We start from the raw sequence: 20,073 nt of genomic DNA on the forward strand, positions 1-20,073 counted from the left end.
TTAGTAAATCAATGTAAATACCCCCGTACGCGACCCGGTTTCGCCATCGACAGCAGTAAAAATTATCTTGTACACATAATTACCATTGGGGCTTAATTTGCCGTTAAGTGTTCCATCCCATCCTGCATCTTCCTGACTGAACGAAGAGTACACCAATTCCCCCCATTTATTGAAAACGTGCATTTCAAAATCATCTATTCCCCGCAATTTGGGTACAAATCGGTCGTTCAATCCGTCTCCATTGGGGGAGAACGCATTGGGAATCAAAATACGATAGGAAGAAACCACCTCCACGGTTTGCTCGGTCTCCGATACGCAGCCCAGCACATCGAAGGTGGTGAGCCGGATGGTATAGGTGCCTGGCCGGGTATAGGCATGAATCGGGTGCTGCTCGTTACTCTTGGTTCCATCACCGAAATCCCAGTCCCAGGTGAAAACATTTCCCAGGGTCTGATCCCTGAATTGAACCGGATCATTGACCAGAATTTCTCCTTCCACTCCCGTGGAAAGTACCGTATATACAAACGACGCGTTGGAAAAAGCAAGTGGCATGGTCACTACTTCGGATACTTCTACCGAGCAGCCATTTTCGTCGCGGACACGTACCTCGATTACTCCATCCTCAAAAAACTGGGTTTCCAATACGTTGCGATCCCCGGTATTCCAGGCGATGTCAAACACGTCGCCGCTACCTCCGGTAATTTCTATCCAAGCCTCTCCCGTGAGCAATTCCTGCTCACAGTCCACGTCGATTCGTGTAAACAACCGAACCTCAAGTGCTGGCGGTTGCGCGATTTCCACACGGGTTACCTGCGAACAATTATTGGCATCGCTCACCAATACGGTGTAGGTCCCGGCTTCCAGACCATTTCTATTTCGGGTACCCAGTTCCGGAGCATCGGCCCAGGTGATTCGGTAGGGTTGAACACCTCCGGAAATGGCTAGGTTGATGAATCCGTTGCTATCTCCGTGACAGGAAAGGGTGTCTGTCTGATCGACCTCCACCTGAAGGGGTGCAGGTTCGGCAACCGTAAAAGTCCCCCCGGTGGAACATCCCATCCGGTCGGTTACCAGAACCGTATAGGTGCCGGGGCCCAAATTTCGCAGATCCTTGCTGCTAGCTCCGTTCGACCACTGATAGGAATAGGGAGCGGTTCCGCCCCGCACGTCCAACAACAGACTACCGTTTGCCTCTCCGAAGCAGGTTACGTCCTGAATCGTTTCGAAGACTGCCAAAATTTCTGGTTGTCTGATCTGATAAGCCACAGAGGTAACACAGCCGGCTTCATCCGTGATCGAGGCCGTGTAAACTCCGGGGCCCAGACCAGACAATGTCAACTGATCTTCTACCCCGTTGCTCCATGTCAAGCGGTAAGGACCGCTATCTTCCGAAATACTGATACGGATGGATCCGTCATTTGCACCAAAGCAGGAAATACTCTGGATATCTTCCAGACTGACCTGAAGGTTTCGGGACCGGATGATTTCTACGCTTTCGCGAACGGTACAGCCGTTGGCATCGGTCACGTCCACAAAATAGCTGCCGGGGCCCAGGTTCTCTACTCCAGAAGTGGTCGCACCATTGGACCACAAAAAAGTATAGGGAGCCATACCTCCACTGACGGTAACAGCGGCTTCTCCTCGTTCCTCACTGGTACATATTCCGAGTTTACCACTGATGGACAGGTCCATGGGCAGGGTGGGAGAAGGTACCTCAAAGGTTTCCGTAACCGAGCAGCCCTTGGCGTCGGTAACGGTTACCTCATAGCCGCCCGGTTGCAGATCAAAAATGTCTTTTGCTGTAGCCCCATGGGACCAGAAATAGGTATACGGAGCGGTACCCCCCGAAACCTGCAGCTCCAGGCTCATGGCGTCGTTCAACCCACACAATTCAAAAGATCCGATCCCTTCCACCCGTAAGGCTTCCTCCGGCTGATTTACCTGAAAGGTATGGCTGTCAAAACAGGATTGTCCATCGATAATGAAAGCCGTATACGTGCCGGCCCGTAGTCCGGAAATGGAGGCACCAGTCATTCCATTGCTCCATTGTACCCGGGGCTCGCCACTTCCTCCCGTGATCGTTAACTCAATGGCTCCGTCAGTCCCGAGGAAGCAAGAAACGTCAGCAATAGCTGCCTGAACGGCTACCGGGTCCGGCTCGTCAATGATGATATCCTCTACCCAGAGGCAGCCCCTCGCATCCGAAACCTGTACCTGATAGGTACCTGCCGGCTTGCCAGACACCAGGCTGGTGTTTTCTCCAGATGACCAGCGGAATGCATAGGGTGCGGTTCCTCCCGAGACTACCAGACTGATGCTACCCGTTTCCTCTCCAAAACAGCGAATGTCCGTCACCAGAGGCATTACCGTCAATGGAGTATTCGGCTCTGTTATTTCGTATTCAGCTTGTACACTACAGCCATTTTCATCTTGTACCCGTGCACGGTACCGGCCCGCTTCCAGGCCAGTCACACGCATGCCCTCGGCAATTTGGATTCCAGAGCCAACTTCTTCCCAAACCACCTGAAACGTCCCCGAGCCGCCGCTAATGTCCAGTTGAATTTCCCCGTCATTTCCAGCATAACAACTTACCGACTGGATGGATGCCCCCACTACTAGTGCTTCTGGCTGCTGAATACGTACGCGATCGCGGATGGTACAGCCATTTGCATCGGTGACGATCACTTCGTAGTTACCAGGAGCCATACCGGTCCTGGAAGAAAGGCTGTTGCCATCGGACCAGCGAAAACTGTAGGGCGCTGTACCCCCTTGTATGCGAACCTCCGCAGCCCCATCGTTGGCCGCGTTGCAGGTCACATCCAGTGCCACTATTTCCATCTGAAGGGGAAGCGGCTCATTGACGGTAACCTCCTGAACAGGAGAGGCACAGCTGGCTTGATCCACAACCATGACCAGATAGCTACCAGCAATAAGTCCAGAGGCCAGCATTCCTGGCATGTGGATGCCGTTGACCACCAAATGGTAGCCAGCACTACCACCAAATCCTTCCGCGCTGATTTGTCCATTTTGTGAGCCGGAACAGGTGACATCCTGTACCTGGAAGGTAAAACTTACCGGGTCCGGTGCATCAATTACGTATTCTTCCACCAGGGTACAGCCGTTTTCATCTCGGACTTCAACTTCATACACTCCCGCCGCCAAGTTGGTCAGGTGACGACCCGTACCGATCTGCTGACCAGTGGCATCTTTCCACAGGTACTGAAAGGTTCCCGTCCCCCCGGAGGCCAAAACCGTAAGCGAGCCATCTTCTCCATTAAAGCAGCTTACGTTGGCTCTGTTTTCAAGAACGATTTCCAATGCCTCGGGCTCTTCTACTACAATGCTGGTTTCCCAGGTACAACCCGCTGCGTCGCTTAGTTGAATCGAATAACTGCCGGCAACTACTCCGGGAAACAACTGCTCTCCAGGTACAGAAACGGCATAGGTCTGTCCGTTAAAAATCGCCGTGTATGGAGCCGTTCCACCACTTACCTGCAGGGTAACAGTGCCCGCATCGCCTGGACAAGAAAGGTTTTCCGGATAAGCTACCGTTCCACTGAGCGGTGCCGCCGGCTGGGTCACCTGAATGGAAATATCTTCCGAGCGACAGCTGCCGTTCATCGCAAAGGCCGTGTAGGTGCCCGCGCGCAACCCTTCCACGGTAGTCCCTTGAATTTCGGCTCCGTTGAAAAATAGTCGGTAACCGGACCCGGTGCCGCCGGAAGGCGATAATTCCACCCTACCCCCGGTACCACCAAAACAAGCGACAGGAGAACTAGCGGCCTCAAGCACCACGGGCGAGGGTGCCTCCAGCACTACTGTACCCGATAGCTCAGCACAGGTACCATCGGCAATGGAATATCGGTAATGCCCCGGACCGACATCCAATAGCAAGCGCTGGTTTTCCCAGGAAGGCATGGGCGTGAAATCGCTTCCATCGGTAGCGAATTCCCATGAAATGGCGTAGGGCGTGGTTCCTCCGGTGAGCTGAAGCTCAATCGATGTTAGCCCTCCGAAACAGGCTATGGCAGGCGCCGTGACCGCAGCTTGTAGCGGCAAGGGCTGCTGCAGCGTCCGCGGAGGCAAATCCACCGTACACCCATTGGCATCCCTTACCAGGGGCAGGTACGCGGTATCGGCAATTAGCCCATCAAACCTAAGTATCTCGTTTTCGTTGGCAGTATACGTAGACCCGTTAAACTCAATGGTGTAAGGAGCGGTTCCTCCGGTCAACGTCAGGGTCATGCTACCGTCTGCTGCCTCGAAACAGCTCAGGTCTTGCCAGGAGTACTCCACCACCGAGAGCGGTGCCGCCGGCTGATCCACGCTGATAAAGGCTACCTCGGAGAGGCAACCGTCAATATTATCGCGGGCGTATACCGCATAGGTACCTGCCTGCGCCGTAAACGTATTTCCAAAAATCTGAGCTCCATTCACAAAAAACGTAAAGCTGTCTTTGCCAGGTGCACTTGCGGAAAGTGTTACCCCCGTGGTAGCCCCATAGCAACCAATGTCTCCCGCATCGTATGAAAGATTGATTGGCGCAGCATCCGCAATGACTACCGTTTCGCTGAGTTCCACGCAGGAAAGGGCATCGGTCACCGTGTACCGATAAGTTCCTGCCGGTATGCCGGTAACGGTATACCCCGTACTGGGAAGCGTTTCCCAGCTATTGGTACCGGTATCAAATGTTTCCCAGGTAACTACGTGGGGCAAGGAGCCTCCCGTCACCGAAAGCTCCAGATACGTCGTTCCCCCCGCGCAAAGTACCAGGCCGGCTTCCAGGTCGGCTGTCAATACAGCGGGTTCCTGCACGGTATACGTTCCGGAAACGATGCAATTATCGTCCCGGTCTCGTACCTCCAGCGTATAATCCCCAGCAGCAAGACCAGCAAATTCGTAGGCAGTCTCCGCAGAAAGGGCGGACATTGTTTGAGCGGAACCACTTTCCGGTATCAGTACGGCCCGATAATCCGGTCTTCCTCCAGAAAAAGTAAAACGTAGGCTACCTGAAGCCTCACCATGGCAGGTAACCGGTAATATTTCCACCTGGTCCAGGGCTAGCGGCCGGTCCGGCTGCATCAATTCGACCAGTTCAACTCCGGATTGACAGCCCTGACTATCCTGGATCCAAACCTGATAGGCTCCCGGTAACAAGTTAAAAAAAGACGTTTGGTTTCCTTGGTTGACCCCGTTCACCCACACGGAGAAGGTTCTTCCCGATTGAACCTGTGGATTTTCAATTTCCAGCAAACCGTCCCCCGCCCCAAAACAGGAAATATCCTGGAAACTGGTAGTGAACGAGGGTTGAATCACCGGATAAATCGTAAAGCCACCCTCGACCACCGGGCAGGATGGGTCCGTCAGACGCCAGGAATAGGTGCCCGCGGCCAGGTTGGCAAAGGTGTAAGTACCGGATAGTTCATCCCCATACGACTGAAAGAAACCATTGTCTCCGGAAAGCGTCAATTCTTTTCCCGGGTTTCCCCCGGAAAAGGTAATGGAAAAAAGACCCAGGTCCTCCGCACATACGGGCTGGTCCAGATCCACGGTATGGACAATGGGTGACGGACTGGTGATTTCGTAATCCGGAGAACTGATGGTACAGCCACCGGCATATACCAACTCCATGAAATAGGTTCCTGCAATCAGTTGATCCAAACTCGCCGTGGAAACCGGGCTTTTGCCACCCAGAGCGGTTCTTCGGTACCATTGAAGGGAATACCCTCCGGTACCACCAGAGAGCGTAAACGCAATGGCTCCGTCGTCTGCTCCGTAACAGGAAACCTGCCGGGTAATTTCCGCGTCTATTACCGGTGGATTGGGCGCATCGATCGTGATGGTTGCGATATCCTCGCAACCCGATGCATCGGTCACCCGTACGTCGTAGTCGCCCACCGGCAGTCCCGCTATAATGGCACTCGATGCCTCTTCCCAGACCCCTCCGTTTCTCACATAAAAACTGTATCCCGGCACCCCACCGGTAGCGGAAAGGAAAAGGATCCCACTTTCTCCCGGACAGGCTGCATCCTGCGAATTGGTTACCAACTGAAGTGGGCTGGAGGGGCCCGGTACAAGAACGGTGCGGCTCACGATACATCCCGCTCCCGTACCGTACTCTACCCGGTAAAATCCAGGGGAAAGCCCATCCACCTGGTTGACATTTTCTGCTACCAGGGTTTCGGTAGCGGATTCCACCCAACGGCTGGTGGCAGGGTGTGGACCGCCCCCACTGAATGCAACTTCAATCGCACCATCGGACAATCCACAACTGGGTTCGTCCACACGTAGCAGATCAATCGCCAACTCATCGGGCTGAGTGATGGATATATTCTCTAATCGGAAACTACAGCCGTTGGCGTCGCTCACCGTCACAGCATACGTGCCTTCACCGAGATTCGTAGGGTTTTGATTGATAAACCCATGGTCCCAATCAAAGAAATACACACCCGTCCCTCCGGTTACTTCCAATGTGATCCGGCCATCGTTTCGTCCATAACAGGAAACATCCCTTCGCTCGATCAATTGAACATCCAAGGGAGGCGGAGCCTGTAAGTCAACCGTCAGGCTACTCACGCAGGAATTGTTGTCCGTTACCAGGGCCCGGTACGTTCCCGCACCGATCCCGGAGAGGGTAGCGGAGGACCCCGAATGGGGAACAAACACACCGGGAGAAATTTCCTTTTCCCAGGATATCAGGTATCCGGGCATTCCGCCTCCTACCTGAATTTCTATGCGCCCATCCTCGGAATCATGACAGGAAGGAGCTACTTGAGTCAAAAGGTTTATCGCCAATGCAGAGGCCGGTTCGCGTATCAATATATCGGTCAATTCCTCCCAACAGCCATTTTCGTCCGTCACCCGAACCCGGTAAAGGCCTGCTGCCAACCCGGTGGGGTTTTGTTGATCGGAGATATACCCGTTGGGGCCCGTCCAGGAAAAGCTATACGCGCCTGTTCCGCCCTGTACCGACACGTCGATGGACCCCGTACTTTCCCCAAAACAGGCCACATCGATGGGAGCTCCGTCCAGGGCCAATTGTAAGGCCGGAGTGGGCGGAATGGTAAATGTTTCCGAAAGGACACAGGCCGGATTGGCAAGATCAATAATGCTCAACCGGTACTCCCCCGGACCTTGATTGGCCAGATCCTCGGTCGTTGAAATAACTGTAGCTGGATTGGATGTACGCCGCCATTCGAAGGAAAAACTACCCGATCCGCCAGCAACGTCCAGCGAAATGGATCCGTTGCCCTGTCCAAAGCAGGTTTCTGCCAGAATCGACACGTTAGAAACCTGAATCAATGGAGGGGATGCGATGGCAAAATTAATGTTTGGAACCACACAGCCCCGGGCGTCGCTCAGGCTAATAAAATGATTTGTTCCCGCTGCCAGTCCCGTAACTTCAATCACCGGACCGGACGTTAACTGCGGGGCTCCTCCATTCAGGGAATAGGTATACGGAGCGGTACCGCCACTCACAGGAAAGGATATCCGTCCGTCATTTCCCCCGAAACAACGCACATCTTCAATCACGGGTGGGCCCGTCTGAAGAGGTGCCGGCTCGTCCACCTCAAAATCCTGGAAAACCGTACAGGAATTTGCATCGCTCACCTGCAACCGGTAACGGCCACCGGACAGGTTTACCAGGGAGAGACCGTTTTCTCCGGGAAGGTTTTCAAAAGTCCCGCTTATTTCCTGTTGCCATTGGTACAGGTACGTACCGGTTCCCCCGGATACTTCCAGTCCCACGATCGATCCGTCACCAGAACCCGCGCAACTTACCGGTGTGATCAACAACGCATCCTCCTCGATCCGCAACGCATCGGGCTGTCCAATCGTAACAAAATCGGTAATCGAACAAGCACCCGAATAGCTGATCCGCACTTCGTACTGGTCGGCAGGAAGACCGTCAAAGAGGAGGTCGTTTCCCGTCTGGGTAATTCCGTCGATTGTGACGTGAAACGTAATTGAGCCCTCGTTGATTTGCACGCGAATACTTCCATCCGATGCCCCAAAACAGCCTGGTTCGGTAAGGGAATAGGTGACTTCCGGTGCATCGGGAACGGGCACATCTACGTAAAATATACTTTCACAGCCCTCCTCATCGCGAACAACCACCGAATTAGTGCCTGCCGGAAGCTGCGTGGCTTCCGGCCCGGTCTCTCCATTGCTCCATTCCATGGTGTAATTCCCCCAGCCCCCTTGTACATCGGAGAGTCGGGCTGAACCATCGTTGGCACCCACACAGGTGAGCCCTGAAATCAATGCAATGGTCCCGCTTATCGCCTCCGTTGGACCATCGACTGTCACGGGTAGATCCACGAAACAACCCCTGCTGTCGGATACCCTCACCGAGTAAGTCCCCGGTGCAAGACCCGTTGCTGTTCGCCCGGTTTGGCCGTTGCTCCACAAATAGCTGTATCCCCCCCAGCCTCCGGAACGATTCACGGTGGCGGTTCCGTTTTGTTCACCAAAGCAAATTTCCGGTGTACTACTCACGGTGGCAGTCAATGGCGTTGCCGGCGCGTCAATGGTCACCCCATAGCTAAGCGTACACTCGGGATAGTCGACCCCCCCGTGCCGCACGATAACCGTATACGTTCCGGCAGGAAAACCTGAAAATTCAGCTTCCCCCGTAAGCGCGCCGATCGACACCACCTCGTTTGTGCGAACGGGCTGGTTGGCCGCATCCAGAATATCCACGGTAAGTTGGTTGGGAGGAAAGGCAAAGCCCATAAATACACGTTCGGCTTCCAAATGGATCATGCCATCGGAAGCCCCAAAGCAACCAATGGGAGAAGCACTGACGGCCACGTCCAGGAGTTGCTCGTTTGCAACGGTGAAAACCAGTTCTTCCGGACAATCCTCCAGGCGGAAATCATCTCTGATTTCAAGAACATAATCGCCAGCAGCCAGCTGATCGTAGCGTATCTCGCCAGAAACGGCAGGAAGCCAGGCAGTTTCATAGGTTCCGTTGGCTCTTCGGATTCGGAAAGTCACGTCACCGAAGTAATCCGAAACGTCAAAACGAATCCCTCCGTTAGCAATACAGGTTTCCGGCACCGTGCCGGTCCCCGACGCAGGCGCTAACTGGAGCGGATCCACTTCATCGATGGTGACATTGGTCAATTCCTTGCAACCGGACGCATCAATCACTTCTACCAGGTACTCTCCGGCGGGGACTCCGTTTAGGTCCAGGTTTCTTCCATTCAAAACAGTGGTCAATACGATTACTTGATTTTCATCAAAAAAATTCACCGTAAATGGCGCAATTCCATTTTCAATGGTTCCATAAACCTGACCGAAGGTTTCACCCTCGCACTCCTGATTTTCTTCGTACAGAATGTTTAGGATAAAGTTCGTACTCCCCGAAAAATTAATAACTTCGGTGTAGGTGTTTCCATCACTATCGGTTACGTTCAGCGTATAATCCCCACCCTGGGCCTGCTCAATGGTACTCATTTCGCTTTCCCCTAAATCCACATCGGTCTGGATTACGTTACCCCCATAACTCCAGACATAGGTATACGGCGCCACTCCGTTTCGAACCCGGATGGACGCCATTTTTTCGCATTCCGAAAATTGAAAAACGTCCCGGATGATCGGAGCAGCCCCAGCCTCGGTGATTCCTGAAAGCCAAACCAGGCCCAAAAGGAACCAAACAGCGCTATGTGGGGTACGGATAATCATAGGAAATACCTCGCGTTAGGCAGGCCTCCGTAAATCCATGGTCTGGCTTTCGTGAGCCGCAAAACCATCTCGGATCCTGTTACCATTCTGCATCACTTTTATTCCGTATAAATTGTTGTTTACTTTACCTAAAAAGTATTTTATTTTTTGATAATAAATAATAATCATTTTACATATATTAAAATATACATTGTAAAATATGATTACTTTAAGTAATAAATAGAATAATTTGATAGCAACAAAGAAGTTGTAAAAAAAATATAAAAGCTGATAGTCAGCGGAATAAGGAGGAAATCCGGATAGAACTTAGCAGCCGCTTTTATGGTGCGAGCAACGACAAAAAAATCAGTGAAAACGGCAAGTCGGTGCCTTTCTTTGGAAAGATTTTGAAGGAAATTATTTTTCTGAAGCAGCGATTCGTTCCAAAAGTTCGGCGTACCAAGCCTCTCCGTACTTGCGAAGCAGCGCTTCTTTCAAAAACTGGTACAGGGGGACACCGAGGGATTTTCCCAGCCGACAGGCAGGATCGCAAATGTGCCACCTATCGTAGTTCAAGGCGTCATAGGCGTCGTATTTGGTGATTCGAATGGGGTACAAATGACAACTGATTGGCTTTCTGAAATTGGACGTACCTTCGCTCCAGGCCTGCTCGATTCCACATTTCAATACGCCCTTCTGATCACGAATGGCGTAAGCGCAGGCACCATTTTTGCCCACCGTAGTGGTCCCCTTTTCGTTCTCCTGATCAACAACCCAGGCACCCTTCTCCGCAATTGCTCTCCTTCCTTCTTCTGTTAGAAAGGGTGCGATGGACGGCATTTCTTTTTCCAGAATCTCTGTCTCTTCGTCTGTCAGCGGAGCCCCGGCATCGCCTTCCACACAACAGGCTCCTTTACATGCCTCCAGGTCACACACAAAAAAATGATCCTTTATATCGTCACTGATGACTGCGTTTCCAACAATAATCATGGTTGTTTTTTTTACAAAGATACCAATTTCAAAAGCGGAAAAAAACGGCAGCCCTGTCCGGCTCAAAATTTCTGCGGCAAAATAAAAATGCCGCCTCCAATGGAGGCGGCATAACCCAGCACTATGAAGAAAAGCTCGTAAAAGCCTTACAATATACCAAACAGCGATCGGATAAAATTGTTTGAAGTTTTTTTCACTATCCCCTGTCCTTTCCTGGAAAGCCCCTGCAGGAGATACCCCGATCCTTTTGCCAGACTTTTTCAGGAGCGTTTTTTTTGGTACCCTGGGATGTCATTTCCCTGCACACTACCGCCGGTAGACCCGGAATGTAAACAGACCGGCAGCTCGCTGATCAACTTGCCGGTAGCCTGCCGCATGGGATTTGGGGTTCCCTTCGAAGGAGGCCACCCAGTCAGGCACGAAACCGCATCGCCTTCTGTCAAGAAAAGCGTTGGCGATAGAGATAAATGTCTTTATTTCGATTATTTTTGCAAGGTGCAGGCCGGTTTGTCGCTGCTTCCCGCTTTGGTAGGAAGAAGAGGAAAGTCCGGGCAACGCAGAGCGCCATACTTCCTAACGGGAAGGTGCCCGCTAAGAAACGAGCGGGTAACAGATAGTGCCACAGAAAATATACCGTCCCCAAACCGGAAATCGGTACCGGGATAAGGGTGAAATGGTGGAGTAAGAGCCCACCGGGTGACGGGTGACCGTCATCGCATGGCAAACCTTATGGGTTGAAAGACCAAATAGGCTCCGGTCCAAGGGCTGCTCGTCCAATCCCGTTCCCCGGGAAACCGGAGTGGGTAGGTCGTTTGACCTTTTCTGTGAAGAAAAGGCTAGATAAATGACAAACACTTTGAAAAAAGTACAGAACCCGGCTTACAGGCCTGCGCATTTTTACGAAAAAAAACCGACGATATATGCCGAAGATTTTGATTATTGACGACGAGAAAGTCATCCGGTCTACGTTAAAAGAAATTCTGGAGTATGAAAAATACGAAATCTTTGAAGCCCAGGATGGAGCAAAGGGGCTGGAAATGATCCAAAACGAGGAATTTGATCTGGTATTGTGCGATATCAAAATGCCAAAAATGGACGGAATCGAGGTATTGACGAAGACTGCCGAGATGCAAAAACAGCCGCAGTTCATCATGATATCCGCCCATGGCACCATAGAAACCGCGGTAGAAGCCACCAAAAAAGGTGCCTTTGATTTTATTCCCAAACCTCCAGACCTTAACCGACTACTACTTACGGTAAGAAATGCGCTGGATAAAAAGCACCTGGTACAGGAGACAACGGTACTGAAGAAAAAACTCTCCAAAAAACTGGACATGGTGGGCGAATCGCAGGCCATTAATGTGGTGAAGGAAACCATAGAAAAAGTTGCACCAACGGATGCCAGGGTACTGATTACGGGTCCTAATGGTACGGGAAAAGAACTAGTGGCTCATTGGATTCATCAAAAAAGTAGCCGGTCCTCCGCCCCATTCATCGCAGTCAATTGTGCCGCAATTCCGGCAGAACTCATCGAGAGTGAACTTTTTGGCCACGAAAAAGGTGCCTTTACCTCTGCCATGAAACAACGTCAGGGAAAATTTGAACAGGCCCATGGAGGCACCTTGTTTTTGGATGAAATCGGAGACATGAGTCTTTCTGCCCAAGCAAAAGTATTGCGTGCATTACAGGAACACAAGGTAAGCCGGGTCGGTGGAGACAAAGAAATTAAGGTAGACGTGCGGGTATTGGCAGCCACTAACAAAGATTTAAAAAAGGAAATAGCAGAAAATACTTTCAGAGAAGACCTGTACCACCGGATAAGCGTCATTCTCATCCAAGTTCCTCCCCTTCGCGATCGGTGCGAAGACATTCCACTCCTGGTCGATAAGTTTCTGACAGAGATCGCTGCCGAGTACGGTACCGCCAAAAAGGATATCGATACGGCTGCCCTGAAAAAACTTCAGGAATTTCCATGGACAGGAAATATCCGGGAACTTCGAAACGTCATCGAACGGCTGGTAATTCTGGGCGGAAAAAAGATCTCCGCCGAAGACATAAAAAAATATGCGAATTACTAAGTCCTGGCGACCCGTGTATCAACCGTTCACTTCTACATCAGAAGTCCGGGCATAGGCCGGACAAGGCTTACTGGATGCACAAGAGGACATTACCAAAACTACTCCTGCAAGTAAAATAATCAACGCTGCTTTCATCTTATTAGGAATTATGGCCAAATATGTGGAATAAGTCCTGAAATACAAAATTAATTGATCAATAAATTGCAGCCCCGTATCTCACTGTTATCCATTCGTCCCAGCACGGTGAAGCTTCCGTCCGCATTTTTTCTACCCAGGTCTTCTGTTTCCAGAAAAGCACAGGAATGAAAATTTGCCAGATCGATGACATTGATGGCACCGGAGGTCGCGTTTACCCAGGAAAAGGGGTCGTAGCTATCCCGAATAAATACCCGCATGCTCCAAGATTCCCTGAAGACACCTTCGCCATTGGAATAGGCTTGCGAAAGGAGTTCTGTCATCCCGTACTCCGAATGAATCCGGTCTACCCCGAATGCATGGGTCAATACATCGTGCACCTCTTCACGAATCATCTCTCTGCGCCTTCCCTTCATACCGCCCGTCTCCATGACAATCAACCGCTCAAATCCACTGTACCGGTACCGTTCTGCCAGATCGAGCAGGGCAAAGGTTACCCCCAAAAGCAGGATTTTTTTGTCGCTTTTTTTCAACGCAAGGAGCCGCCGATTTAATGATTCGTAATCGTTGAGGTAAAATCCCGAATGTTCCGACCCGCTCTTTTCAATAAAATAGGCCGCCATATCAACCAGTGAACTTCCCTCTCGCTCCAGATAGGAAGGTAGCAGTGCAAGCACGTGGAAGTTCTGCAGCGAACCGTAGTTCGACTCAAACAAGCGAAGGCTATGCGCCAGGTAAAACTCCTTTGACCAGATGTAATGCCGACTGCTCTGCATACCGGTAGTACCGCTACTCGTGTATTGGTGCTGGAAAGCCGCTTCAGGTCCGGAGATTACTTTTTCTGTTTTGAAAAACGAAATCGGTAAAAAAGGAATGTCTTCCAGGCGGTAGATACGGTCACTTTGAAGGTTTCTGGCCTGAAGGTACCGGCGATACACCGGATTGTTTCGTGACTGAAAACGAAACAACTCCAGCGCAAGGGTTTCGAAATCCTGGATTTCCCCGGAAATTATTTTTTCGCTAAAACTTTTAAAATAATTCATCGTTATTTTATGGTAAAACCCAAAATTTAATCATTTTTACACCCTGCTGCCGGACATGTAAACTTACGGATTACCCATGAAGTTAAAAAACAACATTCGCTTCCTTCTCTTCATCTTCGCCGCAGGTACGGGCTGTATTTCCCCTCCGGAAGATTTCCCGACGGTCCCCAGGATCGAATTCAACGGTATGGAGTTTGTCCAAACGCCCGGAGCAGATTCCCTGATTGTTTCGATCCAATTCCAGGATGCCGAAGGTGACCTTGGATTGAATGCCCGCGATATCTTTCCGCCATTCAACGAATTGAACTACCTTACGGACGAGAATGGGAATTTCATCACTTACAGCAACCGACCCGACGATGCCCCGGATTTCAACAACCGGGACTGGGTGATTTTCCCTTTGATCAACAACGTAGAAATACAGGACACGTTGTGGGTGTCTGAAAATCCGGATCATTACAACATATTTGTTGATTTTTTTATCAAGCGCGGAGGAAATTATACCGAATTCGACTGGTCCGCTCCTCCGTTTTTTACCACCTTTGACGGGCGGTTTCCGCGAATGCTTGAAGAAGAACGACCCCGCTCCATCGAAGGACAAATACGCTATGCCATGCTATCCCTGGGCTGGAATAATATTTTTCGTACGGATACCATCCGTTTGGAAATTCAGATCCAGGACCGAGCGCTCAACCGAAGCAATGTAGTCAGCAGTCCCGATTTTACCCTTTCACAAATAGAACGGTAGCTTACAACTACTCCCTTAGACCGCAAATCACGGCCTCTTTTAATAGATGGGGGGAAATTTCTTTGGATAGGCCTCTTGCATGAGCTGGTATACGCTGTCCACCACATCGTCCACACTCGGTTTTGAGAAATAATCTCCGTCGGACGAATAGGCCGGCCGATGTTCCCTCGCCGATAGGGTGATCGGCTTGGAGTCCAGGAAAAAATAGGCGTTTTGTTCTTCAATGACCTGTTGCATCATGAATGCGGAAGCTCCACCCGGCACGTCTTCGTCGGCAAATATGACCCGATTGGTTTTTTGAATCGAGCGGGAAATAACTCCTTGCAAATCGAAGGGAATCAGGGTTTGAACGTCAATCACTTCCACGGAGATCCCAATTTCCTCCAGCTGTCGGGCAGCGCTCATCACGATCCTGCACATCGCGCCGTAAGTGACGATGGTCAGGTCTTCCCCTTCCCTCAAAATCTCGGGGACCCCTAGCGCGACTTTAAATTCCCCAATATTTGCGGGCATTTTTTCTTTGAGGCGGTAGCCGTTCAGCACTTCGATCAGCAAGGCGGGTTCATCCGCTTCTAAAAGTGTGTTGTACATCCCGGCTGCCTGGGTCATGTTGCGGGGAACACAGACCAGAATACCTCTCAGGCTGTTCAGTATCATACCAATAGGAGACCCGGAATGCCATACCCCTTCTAACCTGTGGCCGCGGGTTCGAATGATAAGTGGTGCCTTTTGTCCACCTTTTGTCCGGTAATGCAGGCAGGCCAGGTCGTCCGAAAGGGTCATCAAAGCATAGATCAGGTAATCCAGGTACTGAATTTCGGTAATCGGTCGCAGGCCTCTCAGGGCGGTACCGATTCCTTGTCCAATGATGCTTACTTCCCGTATACCGGTATCCGTCACCCGCAGCTCTCCGTGTTTGGCCTGAAGGCCTGCAAATGCCTGATTCACGTCACCGATCAAACCAACGTCCTCTCCGATAGCGAATACCCTGGGATCCCGGCTTAGCATCGCGTCGAAACAGGCCTTTAAAATCTCTCTTCCATCCACCATGGCAGCATCCGGATCGTAAATGGGAGGTTGGGAGGCAATGGACCTGGCATTTTCGCCAGATTCACTGTATTGATGACTGGAATACCGTTCCTTGTTTAACTTTTGCTGCAATTTGTACCAGTCCTGGAGGTTGGATTTGATCTCCTGCGGTTCATTCCGCACCAAAAGCAGGGCCTTTCTGACGGTACCGATCACATCCATGCGGATAGGGTTCAGTGTTTGCAGCAGGTCCTGTGCCAGCTGGTTTAATTCCTCCTTGCATGCACAATGCGTCGCCAGTTCACGAATATGGCCTACCGCTTCGTCTAATTCTTTTTTTATGGTGCTGGTAAATGCTTTCCAGGCCTTGTCTTTATTCTCCTTTACTAGCTGTTTGGCGGACTCATCGATGCGATCCAGTTCTTGCTTGGTAGCAATCCGGTTGGTCAGGATATACTCTTTGAATTTCACGACGCAATCAAAGGCTGCTTCCCACTCAAGACGCTCCTTGCTTTTGTACCGCTCGTGCGAGCCAGAGGTGGAATGTCCCTGAGGCTGGGTCATTTCTATCACGTGCACCAATACCGGAATGTGGGATTCTCTGGCTAATTTTGCTGCCTTTCCATAGGCCCTCACCAATGCCTCGTAATCCCAACCCTTTACTACCAGTACCTCGTAGCCTTTTTCGTGCGTGTTGCGCCGAAAGCCTTTCAATGCCTTGGAAATGCTTGCTTTGGTCACCTGATACTCATTGGTTACCGAAATTCCGTAATCGTCGTCCCACACAGATATCACCATGGGTACCTGCAGCACCCCTCCTGCATTAAATGTCTCTAAAAACATTCCTTCAGCGGTGGAAGCGTTACCAATGGTACCCCAAGCCACTTCGTTTCCCTTATTGGAAAAGGTTTTCATGCCGTGGAGATCTGGATTCTCCCGATACAGTTTGGATGCGTAGGCCAGACCCAAAAGCTTTGGCATTTGAGCAGCCGTAGGCGAAATATCCGCGGTGGAATTTTTGATTTCCATCAGGTTCTTCCAGGTACCGTCCGGATTCAACGAGCGGGTAGCGAAATGCCCATTCATCAGACGTCCGCCACTCGCCGGTTCCGCGTCAATGTCGGTATGCGCATACAACTGGGCAAAATATTCCTGCAAGCCGAGCTCCCCCATGGCAAACATCATGGTCTGATCGCGGTAATAACCGGATCTAAAATCCCCGGGCTCAAAATACCTCGCCATGGCTACCTGGGCCAGTTCCTTTCCATCCCCGTAGATGCCAAATTTTGCCTTCCCCATGAATACTTCCTTCCGCACCGTCAGCGAAGCATGCCTGCTGATCATCACCAGTTTATAATCTGCCAATATACGCTGCTTGTCCAAAGTCGCTGTTTTTTCTTCAGTCAATGTGGATAGGGATTCCATATTTTTCACTCAAACTGTTTTCAATACATGGGTTTGCCAACAAGCTCAAAAATACACAAATTTTAGAGTTATCCCAATGTATAAGCGGATATAAAATCGATTAAAACAAATTTTATATCGTTTATTGCGACTTAATTTTCATATTAAAAAATATTATTCTGAATACGCTGATAAAATAATCGGTATTTCACGCCAAGATGGGTAAATATAAATTCGCTGGTAGTTTCCTATATGGAGCTACCAAAACCCCGGAGCAGCGAAGACGTATGCAGTAATCAAAAAAACCGGGGATTTTTTCACCGGATGCTACCCTTGGGCAAAAGGGCTGTTTATATTTGTCTCTGACTTTAACCTAACACCTTAGATTATGCGCATTGCCGTCCCTAAAGAAATCAAAAATAACGAAAACCGGGTAGCCCTCACCCCTGCTGGAGCCAAGGAGTTTGTCAAAGAAGGACACGAAGTCTTCGTGCAGCAGCATGCCGGAGTCGGTAGTGGGTTTACCGATGAAGCGTACGAACAGGCCGGTGCGAAAATCCTGCCTACCATCGAATCTACCTACGAGGCCGGTGATATGGTCCTGAAGGTAAAAGAACCCATCGCACCCGAGTACGGGCTTATCAAGGAAAACCAGCTGCTCTTCACCTATTTTCACTTTGCTTCGAACGAACCGCTTACCCGCGCGATGATTCAAAGCAAGGCTGTATGTCTGGCGTACGAAACCGTAGAAAAACCGGACCGAACCCTCCCGCTTTTGGTACCCATGTCTGAGGTGGCTGGAAGGATGGCGGTGCAGAAAGGCGCCAATTACCTGGAAAAACCACTGGGTGGCAGAGGCATCCTGCTCGGCGGTGTACCCGGGACGCTACCTGCTAAGGTACTGATATTGGGTGGCGGGATCGTGGGTACCCAGGCTGCCTGGATGGCAGCAGGATTAGGAGCAGATGTCATCATCATGGATGTTTCCCTGCCCCGGATGCGGTATCTCTCGGATGTCATGCCAAAGAATGTAAAAACCATGATGTCCAACGAATACAATATCCGGAAACTTATCGGATCGACTGACCTGATCATTGGAGCGGTGTTGATTCCCGGTGCCAAAGCGCCACACCTCATCACCCGCGACATGCTGCGGGAAATGCTCCCGGGTACAGTGATGGTGGATGTGGCCGTTGATCAGGGCGGCTGTATCGAAACCTGCCAGCCCACCACCCATGAAAATCCAACCTACACCATCGACGGTGTGCTCCACTATTGCGTAGCGAATATGCCGGGTGCGGTCCCCTATACCTCCACACTGGCCTTGACCAATGCCACCCTTCCCTATGCACTCGCTCTTGCAAAAAACGGCTGGCAAGAGTCTTGCTTGCATTATCCCGAACTTGGGTCCGGCTTAAACATTGTCAAAGGAGACGTAGTATACCAGGCAGTAGCACAAACCTTTGACCTGCCTTACGTGCCCGTAAGTTACTACCTGAACCAGCATTAATGGGCAGGAAACCCGGTTCAAAAACCTGATCACTATCAGGTTTTTGAACCGTAACCGTCATACTTTTTGAGCCTGGGCTTTCCGTAATTTGGCTACTGAAACAAGCAGCTTACGGTTATGGCAGACACCTCACTGATTCAAAAATACAATGTACCGGCTCCTAGATATACCTCATACCCCGCGGTGCCGCATTGGAACAATTCTCTCAACCCTGTGCAATGGAAGGGACTTTTTCAGCAGGCGTATTCGGAATTTGGAGAGAACGAAGGAATCAGCTTGTACATACACCTGCCGTATTGCGAAAGCCTTTGCACCTATTGCGGCTGCAACAAGCGAATTACCAAAAACCATAAGGTAGAAATGCCCTATATCTCTTCCCTAATGAAGGAATGGAACATGTACCGTGACTGGTTGAAGGAAAAACCCAAATTGGCTGGCATCCATCTGGGAGGTGGAACGCCTACTTTTTTTACTCCCACCTCTCTGGACATATTGTTAAAACACATCAAAGGTACTTCTACCCTGGTAGAAAGCCCCTCCTTCAGCTTTGAAGGCCATCCCAACAATACCACGGAAGCACACCTGGCAACCCTGGCTGACCATGGGTTTACACGGGTTAGTTTTGGCATACAGGATTTCGACCCCCAGGTCCAGCAAACCATTCACCGGATTCAACCCTTTGAAAACGTAAAGCAGGTTACGGAAAGTAGCCGTGCGTTGGGCTATACCTCGGTTAATTTCGACCTTATCTACGGGCTGCCGCATCAAACGCTGGACAGCCTGAAAGATACCTTTGCAAAGGTGCAGGAACTGCAGCCGGACCGAATCGCTTTTTACAGCTATGCGCACCTGCCCTCGGCTTTTCCCGGCCAAAAATCGTTTGAGGCACACCTGCCAACCCATGAAGAAAAACGGGCCCTGTACGAACAAGGCAAAAGCTGGTTGGAAGAAATGGGCTATGAAGAAATCGGCATGGATCATTTCGCGCTGCCCGGAGATCCGCTGCTACGGGCAAAGAAAGAAAAAACCCTCCACCGAAACTTTATGGGATATACCACCTCCCCATCGAAATTGCTGCTGGGCATGGGGTGCAGCGCAATCAGCGACATCTACTACGCCTACGGACAGAACGAAAAATCCGTCGAAACCTACAAAAATCGTATCCTGATGGGGGAATCTCCGCTGATCAAAGGTCATGTTCAAACGGAGGAAAATCTGAAAGTAAAATCCATCATCCTTAACCTTATTTGCAACTTACACGCTTCCTGGATCAATCTGGACGAACTATCGGGAGAGCTGATCGAAAAACTCCTGGAATTTGAAGCAGATGGACTTATTGCTTTCAATCAGCAGGGAGTCCACGTACTCGAGGCAGGAAAACCGTTTGTCAGGAACATTTGTATGGCATTCGATCCCTACATGGCTTCGGACAAAAAGTCCGGCGCTGTCTTTAGTAAAGCCATTTGA

At 50.6% G+C, this 20,073-nt stretch carries 8 protein-coding genes and 1 other RNA gene; 5 read left to right on the forward strand and 4 right to left on the reverse strand.

All coding sequences use genetic code 11. The features are described 5' to 3' along the window. Both ABWH99_RS21760 and ABWH99_RS21765 read right to left on the reverse strand, forming a co-directional pair. The gene (locus ABWH99_RS21760; protein WP_375583873.1) at positions 1-9,690 is read right to left on the reverse strand and encodes a gliding motility-associated C-terminal domain-containing protein; all 9,690 of its coding nucleotides are present in this window, start codon (positions 9,688-9,690) and stop codon (positions 1-3) included. A 396-nt stretch (positions 9,691-10,086) separates the two neighbouring features. Then, positions 10,087-10,659, reverse strand: a complete 573-nt coding sequence (locus tag ABWH99_RS21765) for a DUF3109 family protein (protein WP_375583874.1) — start codon at positions 10,657-10,659, stop codon at positions 10,087-10,089. A 494-nt stretch (positions 10,660-11,153) separates the two neighbouring features. On the opposite strand from ABWH99_RS21765, the gene rnpB reads away from it, so the two are divergent. Together rnpB and ABWH99_RS21775 are read left to right on the forward strand one after the other, a co-directional pair. Then, positions 11,154-11,557: RNase P RNA component class A (gene rnpB / locus ABWH99_RS21770), an RNA gene on the forward strand. A gap of 22 nt (positions 11,558-11,579) precedes the next feature. Next, the gene (locus ABWH99_RS21775) at positions 11,580-12,737 is read left to right on the forward strand and encodes a sigma-54-dependent transcriptional regulator (protein WP_375583875.1); all 1,158 of its coding nucleotides are present in this window, start codon (positions 11,580-11,582) and stop codon (positions 12,735-12,737) included. Between the two features lie 185 nt (positions 12,738-12,922). On the opposite strand, the gene ABWH99_RS21780 is transcribed toward ABWH99_RS21775, so the two are convergent. After that, positions 12,923-13,915 carry an acyl transferase gene (locus ABWH99_RS21780; RefSeq protein WP_375583876.1) on the reverse strand — a complete coding sequence of 331 codons (993 nt, stop codon included), beginning with the start codon at positions 13,913-13,915 and terminating at the stop codon, positions 12,923-12,925. A gap of 76 nt (positions 13,916-13,991) precedes the next feature. On the opposite strand from ABWH99_RS21780, the gene ABWH99_RS21785 reads away from it, so the two are divergent. Further along, a complete protein-coding gene (locus ABWH99_RS21785; protein ID WP_375583877.1) occupies positions 13,992-14,663 on the forward strand; it encodes a hypothetical protein in 672 nt (223 codons plus the stop codon). A gap of 39 nt (positions 14,664-14,702) precedes the next feature. Here the strand turns inward: ABWH99_RS21785 and ABWH99_RS21790 are convergent, their stop codons facing one another. Further along, on the reverse strand, positions 14,703-17,117 hold the full coding sequence (locus ABWH99_RS21790; protein ID WP_375586615.1) for a thiamine pyrophosphate-dependent enzyme: 2,415 nt from the start codon (positions 17,115-17,117) through the stop codon (positions 14,703-14,705). A gap of 367 nt (positions 17,118-17,484) precedes the next feature. On the opposite strand from ABWH99_RS21790, the gene ald reads away from it, so the two are divergent. After that, a complete protein-coding gene (ald, locus tag ABWH99_RS21795) occupies positions 17,485-18,606 on the forward strand; it encodes an alanine dehydrogenase (RefSeq protein ID WP_375583878.1) in 1,122 nt (373 codons plus the stop codon). 117 nt (positions 18,607-18,723) lie between these two features. Next, positions 18,724-20,073, forward strand: a complete 1,350-nt coding sequence (gene hemN, locus ABWH99_RS21800) for an oxygen-independent coproporphyrinogen III oxidase (RefSeq protein ID WP_375583879.1) — start codon at positions 18,724-18,726, stop codon at positions 20,071-20,073.

Source organism: Cyclobacterium xiamenense (genome assembly GCF_042140265.1).
GTDB lineage: Bacteria > Bacteroidota > Bacteroidia > Cytophagales > Cyclobacteriaceae > Cyclobacterium > Cyclobacterium xiamenense_A.